Origin of the sequence: Kitasatospora humi (genome assembly GCF_020907985.1) — a bacterium.
Taxonomy (GTDB): Bacteria; Actinomycetota; Actinomycetes; order Streptomycetales; family Streptomycetaceae; genus Kitasatospora; species Kitasatospora humi.
In genome coordinates this window covers 23998-39785 of record NZ_JAJJPA010000036.1, presented here as the reverse complement: position 1 = coordinate 39785, position 15788 = coordinate 23998, and the positions used below count along the sequence as shown (strand labels likewise).

Annotated in this window: 17 protein-coding genes; 9 read left to right on the top strand and 8 right to left on the bottom strand. The window is 75.2% G+C overall.

Features of this window, described 5'->3' with window-relative positions; all coding sequences use genetic code 11:
• Positions 1-235 precede the first annotated feature (235 nt).
• Together LN042_RS26810 and LN042_RS26805 are read left to right on the top strand one after the other, a co-directional pair.
• On the top strand, positions 236-1645 hold the full coding sequence (locus LN042_RS26810) for a phytoene desaturase family protein (protein ID WP_230053954.1): 1410 nt from the start codon (positions 236-238) through the stop codon (positions 1643-1645).
• A 63-nt stretch (positions 1646-1708) separates the two neighbouring features.
• Positions 1709-2470 carry an SDR family NAD(P)-dependent oxidoreductase gene (locus tag LN042_RS26805; protein ID WP_230053953.1) on the top strand — a complete coding sequence of 254 codons (762 nt, stop codon included), beginning with the start codon at positions 1709-1711 and terminating at the stop codon, positions 2468-2470.
• A gap of 60 nt (positions 2471-2530) precedes the next feature.
• Here the strand turns inward: LN042_RS26805 and LN042_RS26800 are convergent, their stop codons facing one another.
• Positions 2531-3052, bottom strand: coding sequence for a histidine kinase (locus LN042_RS26800; protein WP_230053952.1), 522 nt, complete (start codon positions 3050-3052; stop codon positions 2531-2533).
• Between the two features lie 173 nt (positions 3053-3225).
• On the opposite strand from LN042_RS26800, the gene lnt reads away from it, so the two are divergent.
• Complete coding sequence (lnt, locus tag LN042_RS26795; RefSeq protein ID WP_230053951.1) at positions 3226-4776, top strand: apolipoprotein N-acyltransferase; 1551 nt, start codon at positions 3226-3228, stop codon at positions 4774-4776.
• A 4-nt stretch (positions 4777-4780) separates the two neighbouring features.
• Here lnt and ligD read toward each other — a convergent pair whose 3' ends face one another.
• On the bottom strand, positions 4781-5788 hold the full coding sequence (gene ligD / locus LN042_RS26790; RefSeq protein ID WP_230053950.1) for a non-homologous end-joining DNA ligase: 1008 nt from the start codon (positions 5786-5788) through the stop codon (positions 4781-4783).
• A 58-nt stretch (positions 5789-5846) separates the two neighbouring features.
• On the opposite strand from ligD, the gene LN042_RS26785 reads away from it, so the two are divergent.
• The 5 genes from LN042_RS26785 to LN042_RS26765 all read left to right on the top strand — a co-directional run bounded on the left by LN042_RS26785 (position 5847) and on the right by LN042_RS26765 (position 8845).
• Positions 5847-6908, top strand: a complete 1062-nt coding sequence (locus LN042_RS26785; RefSeq protein ID WP_230053949.1) for an ATP-dependent DNA ligase — start codon at positions 5847-5849, stop codon at positions 6906-6908.
• A gap of 35 nt (positions 6909-6943) precedes the next feature.
• The gene (locus LN042_RS26780; RefSeq protein ID WP_230053948.1) at positions 6944-7177 is read left to right on the top strand and encodes a DUF3040 domain-containing protein; all 234 of its coding nucleotides are present in this window, start codon (positions 6944-6946) and stop codon (positions 7175-7177) included.
• A gap of 126 nt (positions 7178-7303) precedes the next feature.
• Positions 7304-7798 (top strand): hemerythrin domain-containing protein, encoded by a 495-nt coding sequence (locus tag LN042_RS26775; RefSeq protein WP_230053947.1) that lies wholly within the window; start codon positions 7304-7306, stop codon positions 7796-7798.
• A gap of 95 nt (positions 7799-7893) precedes the next feature.
• Positions 7894-8223, top strand: coding sequence for a DUF6158 family protein (locus LN042_RS37400; protein WP_283843920.1), 330 nt, complete (start codon positions 7894-7896; stop codon positions 8221-8223).
• 37 nt (positions 8224-8260) lie between these two features.
• Positions 8261-8845 carry a TIGR03086 family metal-binding protein gene (locus tag LN042_RS26765; protein ID WP_230053946.1) on the top strand — a complete coding sequence of 195 codons (585 nt, stop codon included), beginning with the start codon at positions 8261-8263 and terminating at the stop codon, positions 8843-8845.
• Between the two features lie 144 nt (positions 8846-8989).
• Here LN042_RS26765 and LN042_RS26760 read toward each other — a convergent pair whose 3' ends face one another.
• Together LN042_RS26760 and argJ are read right to left on the bottom strand one after the other, a co-directional pair.
• Complete coding sequence (locus LN042_RS26760) at positions 8990-9205, bottom strand: DUF2277 domain-containing protein (protein ID WP_230053945.1); 216 nt, start codon at positions 9203-9205, stop codon at positions 8990-8992.
• A 28-nt stretch (positions 9206-9233) separates the two neighbouring features.
• Positions 9234-10388 carry a bifunctional glutamate N-acetyltransferase/amino-acid acetyltransferase ArgJ gene (gene argJ / locus LN042_RS26755; protein WP_230053944.1) on the bottom strand — a complete coding sequence of 385 codons (1155 nt, stop codon included), beginning with the start codon at positions 10386-10388 and terminating at the stop codon, positions 9234-9236.
• Positions 10389-10484: 96 nt separating this feature from the next.
• Between argJ and LN042_RS26750 the strand changes: the two genes are divergently transcribed.
• Positions 10485-12029, top strand: coding sequence for an ATP-dependent DNA ligase (locus LN042_RS26750; protein ID WP_230053943.1), 1545 nt, complete (start codon positions 10485-10487; stop codon positions 12027-12029).
• Between the two features lie 125 nt (positions 12030-12154).
• Here LN042_RS26750 and LN042_RS26745 read toward each other — a convergent pair whose 3' ends face one another.
• The 4 genes from LN042_RS26745 to LN042_RS26730 form a co-directional block, all read right to left on the bottom strand.
• Positions 12155-12919 (bottom strand): VOC family protein, encoded by a 765-nt coding sequence (locus LN042_RS26745; RefSeq protein WP_230053942.1) that lies wholly within the window; start codon positions 12917-12919, stop codon positions 12155-12157.
• Between the two features lie 413 nt (positions 12920-13332).
• The gene (locus tag LN042_RS26740; protein WP_230053941.1) at positions 13333-14976 is read right to left on the bottom strand and encodes a SpoIIE family protein phosphatase; all 1644 of its coding nucleotides are present in this window, start codon (positions 14974-14976) and stop codon (positions 13333-13335) included.
• A 13-nt stretch (positions 14977-14989) separates the two neighbouring features.
• Positions 14990-15430: a universal stress protein gene (locus LN042_RS26735; RefSeq protein ID WP_249801522.1), complete on the bottom strand. Its 441-nt coding sequence runs from the start codon at positions 15428-15430 to the stop codon at positions 14990-14992.
• Entirely contained in the window at positions 15427-15756 is a 330-nt protein-coding gene (locus LN042_RS26730) for a hypothetical protein (RefSeq protein ID WP_230053940.1), read from the bottom strand. The genes LN042_RS26735 and LN042_RS26730 overlap by 4 nt, the downstream gene beginning before the upstream one ends.
• Positions 15757-15788: the final 32 nt, after the last annotated feature.

The window sequence follows — 15788 nt, the reverse complement described above, 5'->3', positions numbered from 1 at the left end:
GGCCCGGAACCGCCTCCGGCCCGCCTCCGGCCCGTCTCCGGCCCTTCGAGCCAGCGAGGCACCGCTCGTCGAGCCGCCGGCTCCGGAGGTGCCCTCGACCGGCCGCACCGTCACCCCCGCGACGCCGACCCCGGTGAGGCCGGGTGCGACTCCCCGAGCCGGTGGGCCGCCTATCGCGCCGGTGGGCCGCCTATCGTGGGAGTGTCGTCGGTGTCCTGGAGGAGGGCGCGGTCCCATGACTGACGCGATCGTGGTGGGCGCCGGCCCGAACGGGCTGGCCGCCGCGGTCACCCTGGCGCAGCGGGGGCTGCGGGTCACCGTGCTGGAGGCCGCCGCGGAGATCGGCGGCGGCACCCGCAGCGGCGAGGCGATCCTGCCCGGCCTGCTGCACGACCACTGCTCGGCCGTCCATCCGCTGGCCGTCGGCTCACCGTTCCTGCGCAGCCTCGGCCTTGACCGCCACGGCCTGGAGTGGCGGCTCCCGGAGATCGACTGCGTCCACCCGCTGGACGGCGGCACGGCCGGCGTGCTGTACCGCTCGGTCAGCGCCACCGCGGCCGGGCTGGGCGTGGACGGGCCGCGCTGGCGGAGGCTGTTCGCCGGCCCGGCCGCGGGCTGGGACGAGCTGGCCGACGACGTCATGGGCCCGCTGCTGCGGCTCCCCCGGCACCCGCTGCGGCTGGCCCGGTTCGGGCTGGCGGCGGCGCTCCCGGCCACCGCGCCGGCCCGGCTGCTGCGCACCGCCGAGGCCCGGGCGCTGTTCGGCGGCATTGCCGCCCACGCCTTCCAGCCGCTGCACCACCCGCTGAGCGCCGCCATCGGCCTGGGCATCCTGACCGCCGGCCACCGGCACGGCTGGGCCGTCGCGGCGGGCGGCTCGCAGGCCATCAGCCGCGCGCTCGCGGCCGTCCTCAGCGAGCTCGGCGGCACCGTGGAGACCGGCGTCCGGGTGCGCTCCGCCGCCGAGCTGCCGCCCGCGGCCGTCACCGTGTACGACCTGGCGCCCGGCGCGGTGGCCGAGGTCCTGGGCGACCGGCTGCCCCGCCGGGTGGCCCGCGCCTACCGGCGGTTCCGGCACGGGCCGGGCGCCTTCAAGGTCGACTTCGCGGTCGAGGGCGGCGTCCCCTGGACGGTGCCGGCCGCCCGCCGGGCGGGCACCGTGCACCTGGGTGGCGATTTCGCCGAAGTCGCCGCCGCCGAACGGGAGATCGCCGCCGGGCGGATGCCCGCGCGGCCGTTCGTGCTGGTCGGCCAGCAGTACCTGGCCGACCCTGGGCGCTCGGTCGGCGACGTGCACCCGGTCTGGACGTACGCCCATGTCCCGCACGGCTACCCGGGTGATGCCACGGCGGCGATCATCGCGCAGATCGAGCGGTTCGCACCCGGTTTCCGGGAGCGCGTGGTCGGCACCGCGGTGCGTCCCACCTCGGCCTTCCCCGCCGACAACCCGAACTACGTGGGCGGCGACATCCTCACGGGAGCCAAGGACCCGCGGCAGCTGCTCTTCGGGCCCCGCCCGGGCGTCGACCCCTATGCCACCGGCCTGCCCGGCCACTACCTCTGCTCCGCCGCCACGCCGCCCGGCCCGGGTGCCCACGGCATGTGCGGCCACCACGCCGCCCGCAGCGCTCTGGCGCGCCTGTGACCGACCGTGTCCGGTCGGCGGGACGATGTGGCAGGTGCGATGTCATGGGAAGGAGTCGGCGGTATGGCGGAGGCTCTGGTGGACCTGACGGGCAAGTCCTGTCTGGTGACCGGTGCGGCGAGCGGGATCGGGCGCGCGACGGCCGTCCTGATGGCGCGGCTCGGCGCCCGGGTGGTCGCGGCCGACATCGACGCGGTCGGGCTGGCCCGGCTCGCCGACGAGCACCACGACGTGCTCTGCGTGGTGGCCGACGTGACGGATCCTCAGGACGTCCGGCGGATGGTGGCGACGGCCGTCGACCGGAACGGCCGGCTGGACGTCGCGGTGGCCAACGCCGGGCTGATCCCGCTCTCCGACGTGCTGGAGACCAGCCCGGAGGACTGGGACCGGGTGATGGCGGTCGACGGCAAGGGCATGTTCCTCACCTGCAAGTACGCGATCGAGGCGATGCGGGCGGGCGGCGCAGGCGCGATCGTCTGCGTCTCGTCGATCTCGGGACTGGCCGGGCAGCCGCGCCAAGCCGCTTACGGTCCGGCCAAGTTCGTCGCCTCCGGGCTGACCGCGCACCTTGCGGTGGAGTGGGCGCACCTCGGCATCCGGGTGAACGCGGTGGCGCCCGGCACCATCGTCACCGAGCGGGTGCGGGCGCTGGAGGACGAGCCGGGCGGGCCGGAGTACCTGGACGAGATGGCCCGCGCCCACCCGCTCGGGCGGCTCGGTGAGCCGGCGGAGGTGGCGCGGGCGATCGCGTTCCTGGCCTCGGACGCGGCGTCGTTCATCACCGGCGCGGTGCTGCCGGTCGACGGCGGGTACCTGGCCCGCTGAACCGCCCTCCGGGCACGAGCCGCCCGGTCGACCCGTAACACCGGGTGAGTTGTCGCGGTGTCAGAATCCCGACGCACCCCCGCGGTCCGAGGCCCGCTCGGCCGCGCGCTCCGCGGCCCGCACCTCGGCCTCGACCTCCTCGGCCGGCCGGCGCAGCAACCGGCCGCCGTGGCGGGCGGCGAGCAGGTCGGCGACGGCCGGGTCGTGCTCGCGGACTTCGACGATCAGCAGCGCACTGCCCTCGGCCAGGTCCTTGCTGTAGACCAGCAGGCCCTCGGCGCTCTCGTGGAAGTGCTTCAGCTCGGCCGCGCCGCCGATGAAGGTGCCGGCCGTCCAGCCGAGCAGCACCCCGATCGGGCCGCCGAACAGGCCCAGCAGCCCGCCGACCAGACCGGTGGCCACGGTCGGGCCGCCCGCGCCCTTCACCCAGCTCCCGGGCGTGTCGAGCATCCCCTCCGTCGAACGGGTGAGCACCGCGGCCTGCCGCGCCCCGGGCAGTTCCTTGGCTTCGTCGAACGCGGCGGCGGCCTCGCCCTGGTCACTGAAGGTGATGAAGAGCATGACGTCACTCGGCTCGGCCATGGCGCGTCCTCGGTCCGTTCTGCGCAGTTCCTCCCGGAAAGGTACGACGGGCCCCGGCACCACGCCAGGCGAGGCACTCCGACCACTCCGGCCACTCGCACGCCGTCCGACACGAGGGCACCGATTCGGTGCGCGTCATGGTGCCCTGCGGCTTGGAAGCGGACAATTGGCGCATGTCGCTCCGTGCCGCGCTCGCCCATCCCGTCCGGTACGGCTCGCTGGTCACGGGCATGCTGCCGGTGCTGGCGTTCCCCGCCCCGGACCAGGGATGGCTCGCCTGGATCGCGCTGGTGCCCGGGCTGCTGCTGATGCAGCGGGCGCCGCGGGCCCGGGAGGCGGTGGTGCGCGGCTGGTGGTTCGGCACCGGGTTCGTGCTGGCGGCCATGTACTGGCTGGTCCCGAGCATCGGTCCGGCCCTGCTGCTGGTCGCGGTGGTCTTCGGCGCGCTCCAGGGGGCGGTGGGCCTGGCGGTCTGGTGCCTGCTGCGGCCACCGCTGACGGTGCGGCGGTCGCTCGCGGCGCTCGTGGTGGTGCCCTCGGTCTGGGTGGTCACCGAGTTCGCCCGCTCCTGGCAGGCGCTGGGCGGTCCCTGGGCGCTGCTGGGCGCGACCCAGTGGCGCCGTCCCACCCAGCTGGCGCTGGCCTCGCTCGGTGGGATCTGGCTGGTCAGCGCGGCGGTGGTGGCCGTCAACACGGCGGTGCTGATCGCCCTGCTCGCCGACCGCACGCTGCTGCGGGCCGGCGCCGTGGCGGCGGGCGCGGCGGTGCTGGCCGCCGGCCCGGTGGCGTTCGCGCTCAGCCCGGCCCCGGCCACCGCCCGCAGCGCCACCGTGATGCTGGTCCAACCGGGGCCGACCCCGGACGGCATCGTCCGGCTGAACGCCTCCGCCACCATCACCGGCGGTCTGACGGACCGCCCCGACCTGGTGGTCTGGGGCGAGTCCAGCACCACCAGCGACCTGACCCGGGACTCCGCCACGCTGGCCCGGCTGCGGGCGCTGTCGGCCGTCACCGGCAGCGACCTGCTGGTCAACGAGGACGCCCGGAAGGCCGACGGCCACATCTCCAAGGACGCCGTGCTGATCGACCCGAACGGCGTCCAGGACCGGTACGCCAAGATGCGGTTGGTCCCGTTCGGCGAGTACATCCCGTTCCGGGGCGAGCTGGGCTGGCTCACCAAGATCAGCAAGGCGGCCGACCAAAACCGCACTCCAGGCCACTCGTTCCACCTGTTCCGGCCGGTGGACCGGAGCGGCGCCCCGCTGCCCGCCGGGGTGCTGATCTGCTTCGAGTCGGCCTTCCCCGACATGTCCCGCACCGCCACGCTGCAGGGTGCCCAGCTGCTGGTCTACCAGTCCTCCACCAGCACCTTCCAGAACACCTGGGCCCCCGCGCAGCACGCCTCGCTGGCCGCCGTGCGGGCCGCCGAGACCGGCCGCCCGGCCGTGCAGGCGGCGCTGACCGGCGACTCGGTGGCGTTCGACGCCCGGGGCCGGCAGCTGGCCCGGATGGACACCGGCGGCCGCGGCGCGCTCACCGTGCACCTGGCACTGCCCGCCCCGGGGTACCGCACCTGGTACGACCGGGTGGGCGACGTGGTGCCGTGGACGGCGCTGGCGGTGACCGGCGCCGCCGCCGCGGTCGGCCTCCGCCGGGCCCGCACCCGGCCGGGGACGGACCGTCCCGCCCCCGCCGCCGAGGACGCACCGAGTCCCACCCGCTGACGGCTCAGGCCTTCTTCGCCCGGCTCGGCTGCACCCGGGTCGGCTCCCCCGGCGCCTTGGGGTGGTCCGGCGGGTAGGGCAGCTCGCCGAGCCCCTCCTCGCGTTCCTGGCGGTCCGCCAGCTCGAGCACCGCCTCCAGGCCGAAGGCGTGCTCGTCCAGCTCGGCGTGCGGGTCGCCCACCTCGGCCAGCCGGGCGGGGACGGTGCGCAGCGTGAAGTCGCGCGGTTCCACGTCGTCCACCTCCGCCCAGTGCAGCGGCGTGGAGACGGTCGCCTCCGGGCGGTCCCGCAGCGAGTAGGCGGAGGCGATGGTGCGGTCCCGGGCCATCTGGTTGTAGTCGACGAAGACCTTCTCGCCGCGCTCCTCCTTCCACCAGGCGGTGGTCACCCGTTCGGGCATCCGCCGCTCCAGCGCCCGGCCCAGTGCGATGGCGCAGCGCCGCACCTGGCCGAAGGTCCACTCGGGGCGGATCGGCACGTAGACGTGCAGGCCGCGCCCACCGGAGGTCTTGGGCCAGCCGCGCAGCCCGTGCTCGTCGAGCACCTCGCGCAGCTGGTGGGCGGCGCGCGCCGCGTCGGCGAAGTCGGTGCCGGGCTGCGGGTCGAGGTCCAGGCGCAGCTCGTCGGGGCGGTCGGTGTCGCCCCTGCGGACCGGCCAGGGGTGGAAGGTGAGGCAGCCGAGGTTGGCGGCCCACAGCACGGCCGCGGGTTCGGTGGGGCAGATCTCGTCGGCGGAGCGGCCGCTGGGGAAGGCGATGTGCGCGGTGGGCAGCCAGCCGGGCGTGTTCTTCGGCGCCCGCTTCTGGTAGAAGAACTCACCCTCGACACCGTCCGGGAACCGCTGCAGCGTGGTCGGCCGGTCGCGCAGCCCGCGCAGCACCGCCGGGGCCACCGCCTGGTAGTAGCGCGCGACGTCCAGCTTGGTGTAGCCGGGGCCGGGGTAGTAGACCTTGCCCGGATTGGACAGCTTGACCAGTCGCCCCCCGGCTTCCAGTTCCACCGATTCCGTCATGTCCCCACGCTAGGCCGCCGCGCTGCGCCCCGCGCGGGCATGACGCACCATCACGGGTATGGACCTTCCCGTGCTGCCGCCCGTCGAGCCGATGCTGGCCAAGGCGGTCGCCGCCATCCCCGCGGGCATGCACTACGAGGCCAAGTGGGACGGCTTCCGGGCGATCGTGTTCCGGGACGGCGACGAGGTGGAGGTGGCCAGCCGCACCGGCAAGTCGCTGGCCCGGTACTTCCCGGAGCTGCTGGACGCCTTCCGGGCCGAGCTGCCGCCGCGCTGCGTGCTGGACGGCGAGATCGTGCTGGCCCACGACGGGCGGCTGCACTTCGAGGAGCTGCAGGAGCGGATCCATCCGGCCGCCTCCCGGGTGCGCAAGCTGGCCGTCGAGCGGCCTGCCGGCTTCGTCGCCTTCGACCTGCTGGCGCTGGACGACACCGCGCTGCTCGACCGGCCGCTGGCCGCCCGCCGCGCCGAGCTGACCGCCGCCCTGGCGCAGGCCGGCCCCCGGGTGCACCTGGCTCCGGCCACCACCGACCGGGAACTGGCCGAGGTCTGGTTCACCCGGTTCGAGGGGGCCGGGCTGGACGGCATCGTCGCCAAGCCGCTGGATGAGCCCTACCGGCCCGGGGTGCGTTCGATGTTCAAGGTCAAGCACGGCCGGACCGCCGACTGCGTGGTGGCCGGCTACCGCGAGCACAAGGACGGCCAGGGCGTCGGCTCGCTGCTGCTCGGCCTCTACGACGGGGCCGGGGTGCTGCAGCACGTCGGCGTCTGCGCCTCGTTCACGGCGGCCCGGCGCCGGGAGCTCACGGAGGAGCTGGCCCCGCTGCGCCTGGCCGACCCGAGCGGCCATCCGTGGGCGTCCTGGACCGAGGAGAGCGCCCACCAGACCGGCCGGCTGCCCGGCGCGCCGAGCCGGTGGAGCGGCGGCAAGGACGCGCAGTGGACGGCGCTCCGCCCTGAGCGGGTCTGCGAGGTCGCGTACGATCACATGGAAGGGACCAGGTTCCGCCACACCACGCACTTCCGGCGGTGGCGGCCGGACCGCGACCCGCGCAGCTGCGACTACACCCAGCTGGAGGAACCGGTCGGCTACGACCTGGCCGAGCTGCTGCGCAACTGACGCTGACACCGGGGGTCACCCCGAAAGGACAGCAGGTGAGGACGATGATCCTCTCACGCCAGGAAGCACGCGAGAGCCGGCGGATCGAGGCCCGGCTGACCGCCGAGGAGCCGGTGCTGGCCCGGCGGTTCGACCAGTGGCGGCGCAGCCGGGAGCGCGTCGCCGAGGCCGCGGCGCTGGCGGCCGGCCGCGACCTCGACCAGGGGCCCGCGACCCGGCTGCGCCGGCTCTGGCGTGAGGTGCTGCGCGGCCGGATCCCGCTGCCGTAGCGGCGCCGGGTAGGGCCGGCGATGCGTCCCGCGAACCACTCGATCGGCCGTCACGAGCGACCCGCCGGACCTACCGGTTTGGCACCATCGAGTCAGGGGCTACGCGGGGCCGAGAGGTGAGTGCGGATGTCCACCGACGCGATCGTGCTGCTGAAGCAGGAGCACAAGGAGCTGCTGCGGCTGTTCAAGGCCTACCGTACGGCGGACCCTGGCGACCGGGCGGTCCGCACCGATCTGGCCCAGCACATCGTGCACGACCTCACCATCCACTCCTACCTGGTGGACGAGGTGCTCCAGCCGATGGTCGCCGCCCTGCTGAACGACCCGGCCCACCCCGCCCTACAGGGCTTCCAGGACCACAAGGCGATCGACCGGCTCTGCGAGGAGGTCGCCGAGCGCGGCGGGGCCGACCCCGGCTTCGAACACGGCATGACGGCGCTGCTCAGCGCCGCGGTGCAGCAGATGGAGCGGGAGGAGCGGGAGTGGTTCCCGCAGCTGCGCTCGGCGCTGGGCCGCAAGGACCTCCAGGAGATCGGCCTGCGCCTGCTGGCGGTGCGGGAGACCGCGCCACGCCACCCGCCGGGACCGGTTTCCGGCGCCCCCCAGGGGGCACCGGGATAGCGGGGGGCGACTTCGTCAGACGACCGACCTGGTCAGACGGCCACCAAGGCCCATGGCCCACAGCACCCAGTCCGACAGCAGCGGAGGCACCCGCCATGACCGCCACCCCGAACGGCGCCGTCGAGGGCGCCACCCCGAACGGCGCAGTCGAGGGCGTCGCCCCGAACGGCGCAGTCGAGGGTGTCGCCCCGAGCGCCCTGCCCACCGAGCGCCTGCTGCACGAGCTGGAGCAGCTGCACCGGACTCGGCACGAGACCTTCCTGTACGGCTCCGATGACGCGCTGCGCCGGCACACCGAGCGCACCGCCGAGCTGGAGGCCGAGTACCTGAAGCGCTTCCCGGTCCGAATGGTGACCGCGGCCCGGACCCGCTCCGGCGCCCGGGCCCGGGAGGCCGCGGCCCGGATCGAGGCGACCCCGAGCTGACCCGGACGTGAGGACCCGAGAGCCTGAGGACCTGTCGATGACCGATGAGCACGCCGCGCACTCCCCCGCCGGGATGCTGCGGCTCTACGACGAGGCAACGGCCTCGTTCGGCCGCCGGGTGGCGCAGGTGGCCCGCAACCAGTGGACGACGCCCACGCCGTACCACGGCTGGTCGGTGGGCCGCCTGGTCGGCACGCTGACCACCGAACAGGCCCGGGTGCCCGCACTGCTCGCCGGCGCCGGCCCGGACACCCCGGCCGAGCCGTCCGTCGCGCCGGAGCCCGCCGCCACGGCGGCCGCCGACTGGGCCCGGGCCACCGAGGCCGCCCGCGCCGCCCTGGCCGCCCCCGGAGCGCTGGCCCGCACCGTGCGGACGGCGAGCGGTGAGCGCACGGCGCTGGCGTACTGCGCCCAGCTGATCACGGAACTGACGGTGCACACCTGGGACTTGGCGCATGCCACCTGCCAGGATCCGCATCTGGCACCGGAGCTGGTGGAGTTCGCGCTGCGCGAGGCGGGCGCGCGGCCGCCCACGGCCGGCGATCCGCAGGCCTGGCTGCTCGGCCTGCTCGGACGGCACCCCGCGCCACCGGCATCCCTGGACCCGGAGGTCACCGGCTGAAACCTGGGTCACCGGCTGACACGGACGTCACCGGCTGAAACCCTGCTCACCGGCTGACACGGACGTCACCGGTCGACCCGACGCCCCCGGCACCGGCCGGCGCCAGGGGCGTCGGGTCGCGCCGCGTACGTTCCACGCTCCCGGTCAGCTGCGGGCGCCGCGCACCTCCAGACCGGCCAGCAGCTCGGAGGTGGCCTCCGCGACGGCGGCCACCGCCTGCTCGAAGACCTGCCGGTTGTGCGCGGCCGGCGCGCGGAACCCGGACACCTTGCGGACGTACTGCAGTGCGGCGGCGTGGATGTCCTCCTCGGTGACCTCGGGCATCACGGGCGGGCGCAGGGTCTTGATGCTTCGGCACATGCCTTCAGTCTGGCACCGGGCACCGACATCACGTCGTGTAGCCGGAGTTCAGCTCGACATAGCCTGCGGTGAGGTCGCAGCCGTAGACGGTGAAGTCGGCGTCCGCGAGGCCCAGGTCGATGCCGATCACCACCTCGGCGTTGCCCAGGTGGGCGCGGGCGGCGGCCAGTTGCCCGTCGTCGGGCTCGGTGGGGAACATCTCCAGGTCGCCGTAGCGGATCGTGGTCCGGGCCGGGTCGAGGTCGGGGTCGTCATCGAGCTTGCCGATCGCCATCGCGATCCGGCCCCAGTTGGGGTCGGCGCCGTGCACCGAGGTCTTCACCAGCGGGGAGTTGACCACCGACTTGCCGACCCGCTTGGCCTGCGCGGTGTCCCGGGCGCCGGTGACCCTGACCTCGATCAGCTTGCCGGCGCCCTCGCCGTCCGAGGCGATGTCGCGGACCAGCGCCAGGGCGGCCCGGTGGAGCACCCGCTCGAACTCGGCGAGGTCCACCGGCCCGGCCAGCCCGTTGGCGAAGACGGCGGCGGTGTCGCTGGTGGAGGTGTCGGTGTCGATGCTGAGTGCGTTGAACGTGGTGTCCATGACGCGGCGGAAGACCGCGTCCAGATCGGCGGGGGCGATCTCGGCGTCGGTGAAGAAGAACGCCAGCAGCGTGGCCATGTTGGGTTCGATCATCCCGACGCCCTTGGCGATGCCGACCAACACCGCGTCCCCGCAGGCCAGTCGGATCGACTTGGGCCGGGTGTCGGTGGTCATGATGGCGGCGGCCGCGGCCTGGAAGTCGGCGGGCGGCAGCGGCTGCGGCAGCGCGGCGATCCCGGCCCGGATCGACTCCATCGGATAGGGACGCCCGATCACCCCGGTGGAGCCGATCACCAGCCGCTCCGGCGCCACCCCGACCCGTTCGGCGACCAGCCGGCGCACCTCGGCGGCGTGCGCGGCGCCCTGCCGACCGGTGGCCACATTGGCGTTGCGCGAGATCACCACCATGCCCTGGCCGTCCTGGCGGGCGGCGTCGGCCCGGCTGAGCAGCACACTGGGCCCGGCGAACCGCGAGGTGGTGAAGACGGCCGCGGAGACGGCGGGCACCGCGGAGACCACCACGGCGAAGTCGTCGGCCACGTCCTTGAGGCCCATGTTGGCCGTGTGGGAGAGGAAGCCCTGCGGCAGCGGCTGGTCCATGGAAGCTCCACTCTGATGAATAGCCATTCCAACAACCGCATAGATTATCAGTGCGGACGGGTCGCGCCGGCGCGGTGGCGGGGTGAGCATGAGGTCATGCTGCTGGCCGAACTCGCCCGTACCTCGCGCGAAGTCGCCGCCACCTCGGCGCGCTCGCGCAAGACCGCCCTGCTGGCCGAGCTGTTCCGGGCGACCGCGCCGGCCGAGGCCCCCGTGGTGATCACCTACCTGGCCGGTCGGCTGCCCCAGCGGCGGATCGGCGTCGGCTGGAGCGCCTTCGCCGCACCGGTGCCGCCGGCCGAGGCGCCCTCGCTGACCGTCGGGCAGGTGGACGCCGCGCTCACCGAGCTGGGCGCGGTGCGCGGCGCCGGCGCCCAGGCCAGGCGGCGTGAGCTGGTCGGCCGGCTGCTGGCCGCGGCCACCGCCGAGGAGCAGGAGTTCCTGATCCGGCTGATCGGCGGCGAGCTGCGCCAGGGCGCGCTGGACGCGGCAGCGGTGGACGCGCTCGCGGCGGCCACCGGCGCATCGGCGGCCGAGGTCCGCCGGGCGGTGATGCTGGCCGGCAGCCTGGGCGAGGTGGCCGAGCGGCTGCTGGCGGACGGGCCGCCGGCGCTGGCCCGGTTCCACCTGACGGTGGGACGACCGGTGCTGCCGATGCTCGCCCACACCGCCCGCACGGTGGCCCAGGCGCTGGACCGGCTCGGCCCGTGCGTGGTGGACGAGAAGCTGGACGGCATCCGGATCCAGGTGCACCGCGACGGACCGAGTGTGCGGATCTTCACCCGGACACTCGACGACATCACCGATCGCCTACCCGAAGTGGTCTCGGCAGTCGGCGAGTTGACCGTGGCGCGGGTCGTGTTGGACGGCGAGGTGATCGCCCTGGACGCGGCCGGACGGGTGCGGCCGTTCCAGCAGACGGCCGGTCGGGTCGGCTCGCGGTTGGATGTGCCCGGAGCAAGCGAGGCACTCCCGCTGACTCCGGTCTTCTTCGACCTGCTCGCCCTGGACGACCGCGACCTGCTGGGACTGCCCACCGCCGAGCGGCACGCCGAGCTGGCCCGCCTGCTGCCCGGACGGCTCCTGGTGCGGCGGCTCACGGTGACCGATCCCACCGCACCGGAGCAGCGCACGGCAGCCGAGGCCTTCACCGCGGCGGCGCTGGCCCGCGGCCAGGAGGGGGTGGTGGTCAAGGCGCTGGACGCGCCGTACACGGCGGGACGGCGGGGCACCGCCTGGCTCAAGGTCAAGCCGGTGCACACCCTTGACCTGGTGGTGCTGGGCGCCGAGTGGGGGCACGGTCGGCGCGCGGGGCGGTTGTCCAACCTGCACCTGGGGGCCCGGCAGCCGGACGGCTCGTTCGCGATGCTGGGCAAGACCTTCAAGGGCCTGACCGACGCGCTGCTCGACTGGCAGACCGAGCGGTTGCAGGAGTTGGCGGTGGAACGGCCGGCCTGGGGTGTCCGGGTGCGGCCGGAGCTGGTGGTGGAGATCGCTTTCGACGGGGTGCAGCGCTCCACCCGCTACCCGGCCGGCATCACGCTGCGGTTCGCCCGGGTGCTGCGGTACCGCGAGGACAAGCCGGCCGCCGAGGCGGACACGGTGGCCTCGGTTCGCGAGTTCCAGGGGTCCCCTGACTAGTCGGGCACCGCGGGCGGTCCGTCGGCACGGCAGCGCCGGGCGCCACCACGCCGCCGCACCGGTCCGGCGGGCGGTCAGCGAACGGGCCGGGCCGGCGGGCGGTCAGCGACGGGCCGGGCCGGCGGTCACCCCAAGCTGCTGGCCAGGTACACCCCGAAGGCCGCCCCCTGCCGGTCGCGCAGCACCGCGATCCGCGGGCCGTCCGGCACGTCCATCGGGCCCATCACCCGCTCGGCGCCGTGCCCGGCGGCCTTGTTGACGATGGCGTCGACGTCGGCCACCGCGAAGTACGGCAGCCAGTGCGCGGGCACCTCGGCCGGGTAGCTGTCGTCCATCCGGACCATGCCGGCGAAGTCCCGCCCCGCCAGGCGCCATTGGGTGTAGTGCTGGCCGGCGCTGCTGCCCCAGCCGAACACCGCGGTGTAGAACGCCGCACAGGCGGCGACATCGCGGGTGTGCAACTCCACCCAGCCGAGCGAGTTGGGCTTGCCGAGCACGGCCGCGCCACCGAAGTCGCGGGCCTGCCAGAGCGCGAAGACCGCGCCGGACGGATCGGCGGCCGCCGTGTAGCGGCCCAGCTCCAGGACGTCCACCGGCCCCAGGAGCACCCTGCCGCCGGCCTCGGTGATCCTGGCCGCCGTGGCATCGGCGTCCTCGACCAGGAACGAGACCGTCCAGGCGGGCGGTCGGCCCTCCCGGTACTGCGGCGCCAGCGCGGCCACCGGCCCCTGGGCCTGGGTGAGCACCGTGTAGCCGGCGGCCTCGGGACGCTGGTCGACCGCGGCGCGCCATCCGAAGAGGCCGGTGTAGAAGACGGTGGCGGCGGCCGCGTCGATGGTGGCCAGCTCGACCCAGCAAGGGCCGCTGGTGGCCGGCTCGTCGTGCTGCACTGTGGCGCTCCCTCGCTGGCGGCCGGTCCCGTTCGGCGCTCGACCCGCTACGGTGTTCGGCTCCGGACTCTAGCCCGCCGCGCTGACGACGCCCGGCGGCGCGCGGCACCCCTGGACCGGATCCGCCGCTCGGCCGATCGCGGCCCTGACGGCGCGTCGGGGCCCGTGCCGCCGTGCCGCCGCATTCGTCACGGACCCCGACGCGCCCTCAGGTGGGCCAGGCCGGTCCGGCAGTGGGCGGCGAGCGGTGCCGGGTCCGCGAGCAGCTCGGTGACCGGCAACCGCCGGCGCCCGGCCGCCGGCGGGGCCACGGCCGTGACCGCGCCGCCCCGCCGTGCCGCCGCAGCCACCCGTGCGGACCGCTCCTCGGCGCACCGCGAACGCCCAGCCGCCGTGCGAAGCGCGGCGGTACCTCAGTCCCGGTGCAACAGCAGCAGGGCCGCGTCGTCCTCCGCCTCCAGCCGCTCACCCAGGGTGTCGCGCACATGGTCGGCCAGCGCGGACAGCTGCGCGGGCCCGGCCGCGAACACGTCGGCCAGCCGGGCCAGTCCGCGTTCCAGGTCCTCGCCCGGCCGCTCCACGAGTCCGTCGGTGTAGAGCAGCATGGTGTCGCCGTGCCCCAGCCGGAAGACGCTGGCCGGATAGCCGCCCGCACCCCAGTCGGAGGGCAGGCCGAGCGGCAGCCCGGTGGGCAGGTCGAGCCGCAGCACACTGCCGTCGGCCCGGCGCACCAGCGGCGGCAGGTGGCCGGCGTTGACCAGCCAGGTCTCCCCCGTGGCGAGCGCCACCTGGGCGTAGAGGCAGGTGGCGAACCGGTCGGCGGGCAGGTCGGCGAGGAAGGTCGAGGCGCGGGCCAGCACGCTCGCCGCGCTGTGCCCCTCGGAGGCGTAGGCGGTCATCGCGATCCGCAGCTGGCCCATGATGGCGGCCGCCTCGGTGTCGTGGCCCTGCACGTCGCCGATCGCCACGCCCACCGCGTCCTCGGCGAGCACGACCGCGTCGTACCAGTCGCCGCCGATCCAGGTGCCGACCCGGGAGGTGCGGTAGCGCACCGCCAACGCGCCGCCGCGCAGCACCGGCAGCCGGCGCGGCAGCATCGCGCTCTGCAGGCCGGCGGCGATCTCCCGGGACTGGTCGACCAGCATGGCGCGCTGCAGTGACTGGGCGATCGCGCCGGTGAGCGCGGTGAGCAGGGTGCGCTCCTCGATGCTGAAGCTGCGCCGGCCCGCGTAGATCAAGGCCATCGCGCCGATCGGGCGGCCCTGGGCGACCAGCGGCAGGAACGCCGCCGCGGTGGCGGTGCTCGTGCCCACCAACTCGGCCATGTCCGGGTATTGCCGCAGGAAGGCCGCCCGGGAGGTGTAGAAGGCGGGCTCACCGGACCGCACCACGTCGTTGAGCGGCCAGGGGTCGGTCAGCCGGGCGCGGCGCAGCGCCTGGGCACCGGCCGGGAGCGGCCCGATCGCGCCGACCATCCGCAGCCGGCCGTGGTCCACCACCCCCAGGCTGATCCCCTGGGCGCCGAGTCGGCGCCGGCTCTGGTCACCGGTGAGGACGCTGACCACATCGGCCACGGTGAGCGCCTCACCGAGCGCCTCGACCACCTCGCGCAGAGCGGCCTGCTGGCGCTGCCGGTCGTCCTCCGCCATCAGCCGCATCGCCGAGTGGGCCAGCTCCGTGGTGGCGTCGCGGACCACCCCCAGCACCCGCAGGTCCGGATCGTGCACGGCCTGCCCCTGCATGTGGGTCCAGCGGGTGGCGCCGTCGCGCAGCCGGATCCGGACGTAGCTGCTGTAGGACTCGCTGCGCCCGGCCCTGATGTCCTCCAGCAGCCGGTGCAGCCGCATCACCTCCTCCACCGGCATCCGCTGGTTGAGACCGGCCGTGGTGCCCTCGTACTCCTCGGGCCGCAGGTCGAAGACCGCGAGGCCGGTCTCGTCCAGGGTGAACCGGCCGCCGGCCGGGTCCCATTCGAAGCAGCCGATCCGGTTGGCGGTGATCGCCTGCAGCCGGTCCAGCGGCGCTCGCGGACCCGGCGTCCCGTCCTGACCGGTCATTCCCGACGACCGTTCAGCCGGCCGTGCCGTCGGCGTGCCCGGCCCGCACCACCACCACCGGGCACGGGGCGTGCTCCACCGCGTGGCGGCTGACCGAGCCGAGCAGCAGCCCGCCGACCCCGCCCAGGCCCCGGCTGCCGACCACCAGCAGCTCGGCCCCGGCGGCCCGGCCCAGCAGTGCCGCGCTCGCCGGTCCGGGCGGCACCAACTCGGTCACCCGGACCTCCGGCGTCTCGCCGAACTCGCCGACCACGGCCTCGTGCAGCACGTCGGCGGCCACCTGCTGCGGGTCGTGGACGCCGACCGGCGGCGGCAGCACGCTGCCTGACAGCTCCCAGGCGTTGACCGCCTCGACCACGTCGGCGCCGGTGGCGGCCGCCTGGCGGACCGCCCAGCGCAGCGCGGCCGCGGCGGCCGGCGAGCCGTCCACGCCGACCACGATCCGCCGGATCATGCGTCGCCCCGCGCGACCCCGGTCGGCTCGGCGGCGCGCCGGGCCGGCGGGCGGCCCGGCTGCTGCTCCGGCAGCGTGCCGCCGAGGCGCTCGGGGCCCACCCGGGTCGCGGCCCGGAGCGGGTGACCGGTGTCCGGGTCGTTGCTGCCGCCCGGCGCGGCCCGCCGGGCGGACGCCTCGAGCAGGCTCCGGGCGGAGCCGCTGCACAGCCGCCCGGTCGGCACCCGCCGCGCGACCGGCGACGACGGCACCGGGGCCGTCCCGGAGGAGCGACTGATCAGGTCGGTGAAGGGGTCACCGGCGCCCGGGGCGGAGGGGAAGATCATGACGGCATCACCTGACTACGGAGGAACGCGGT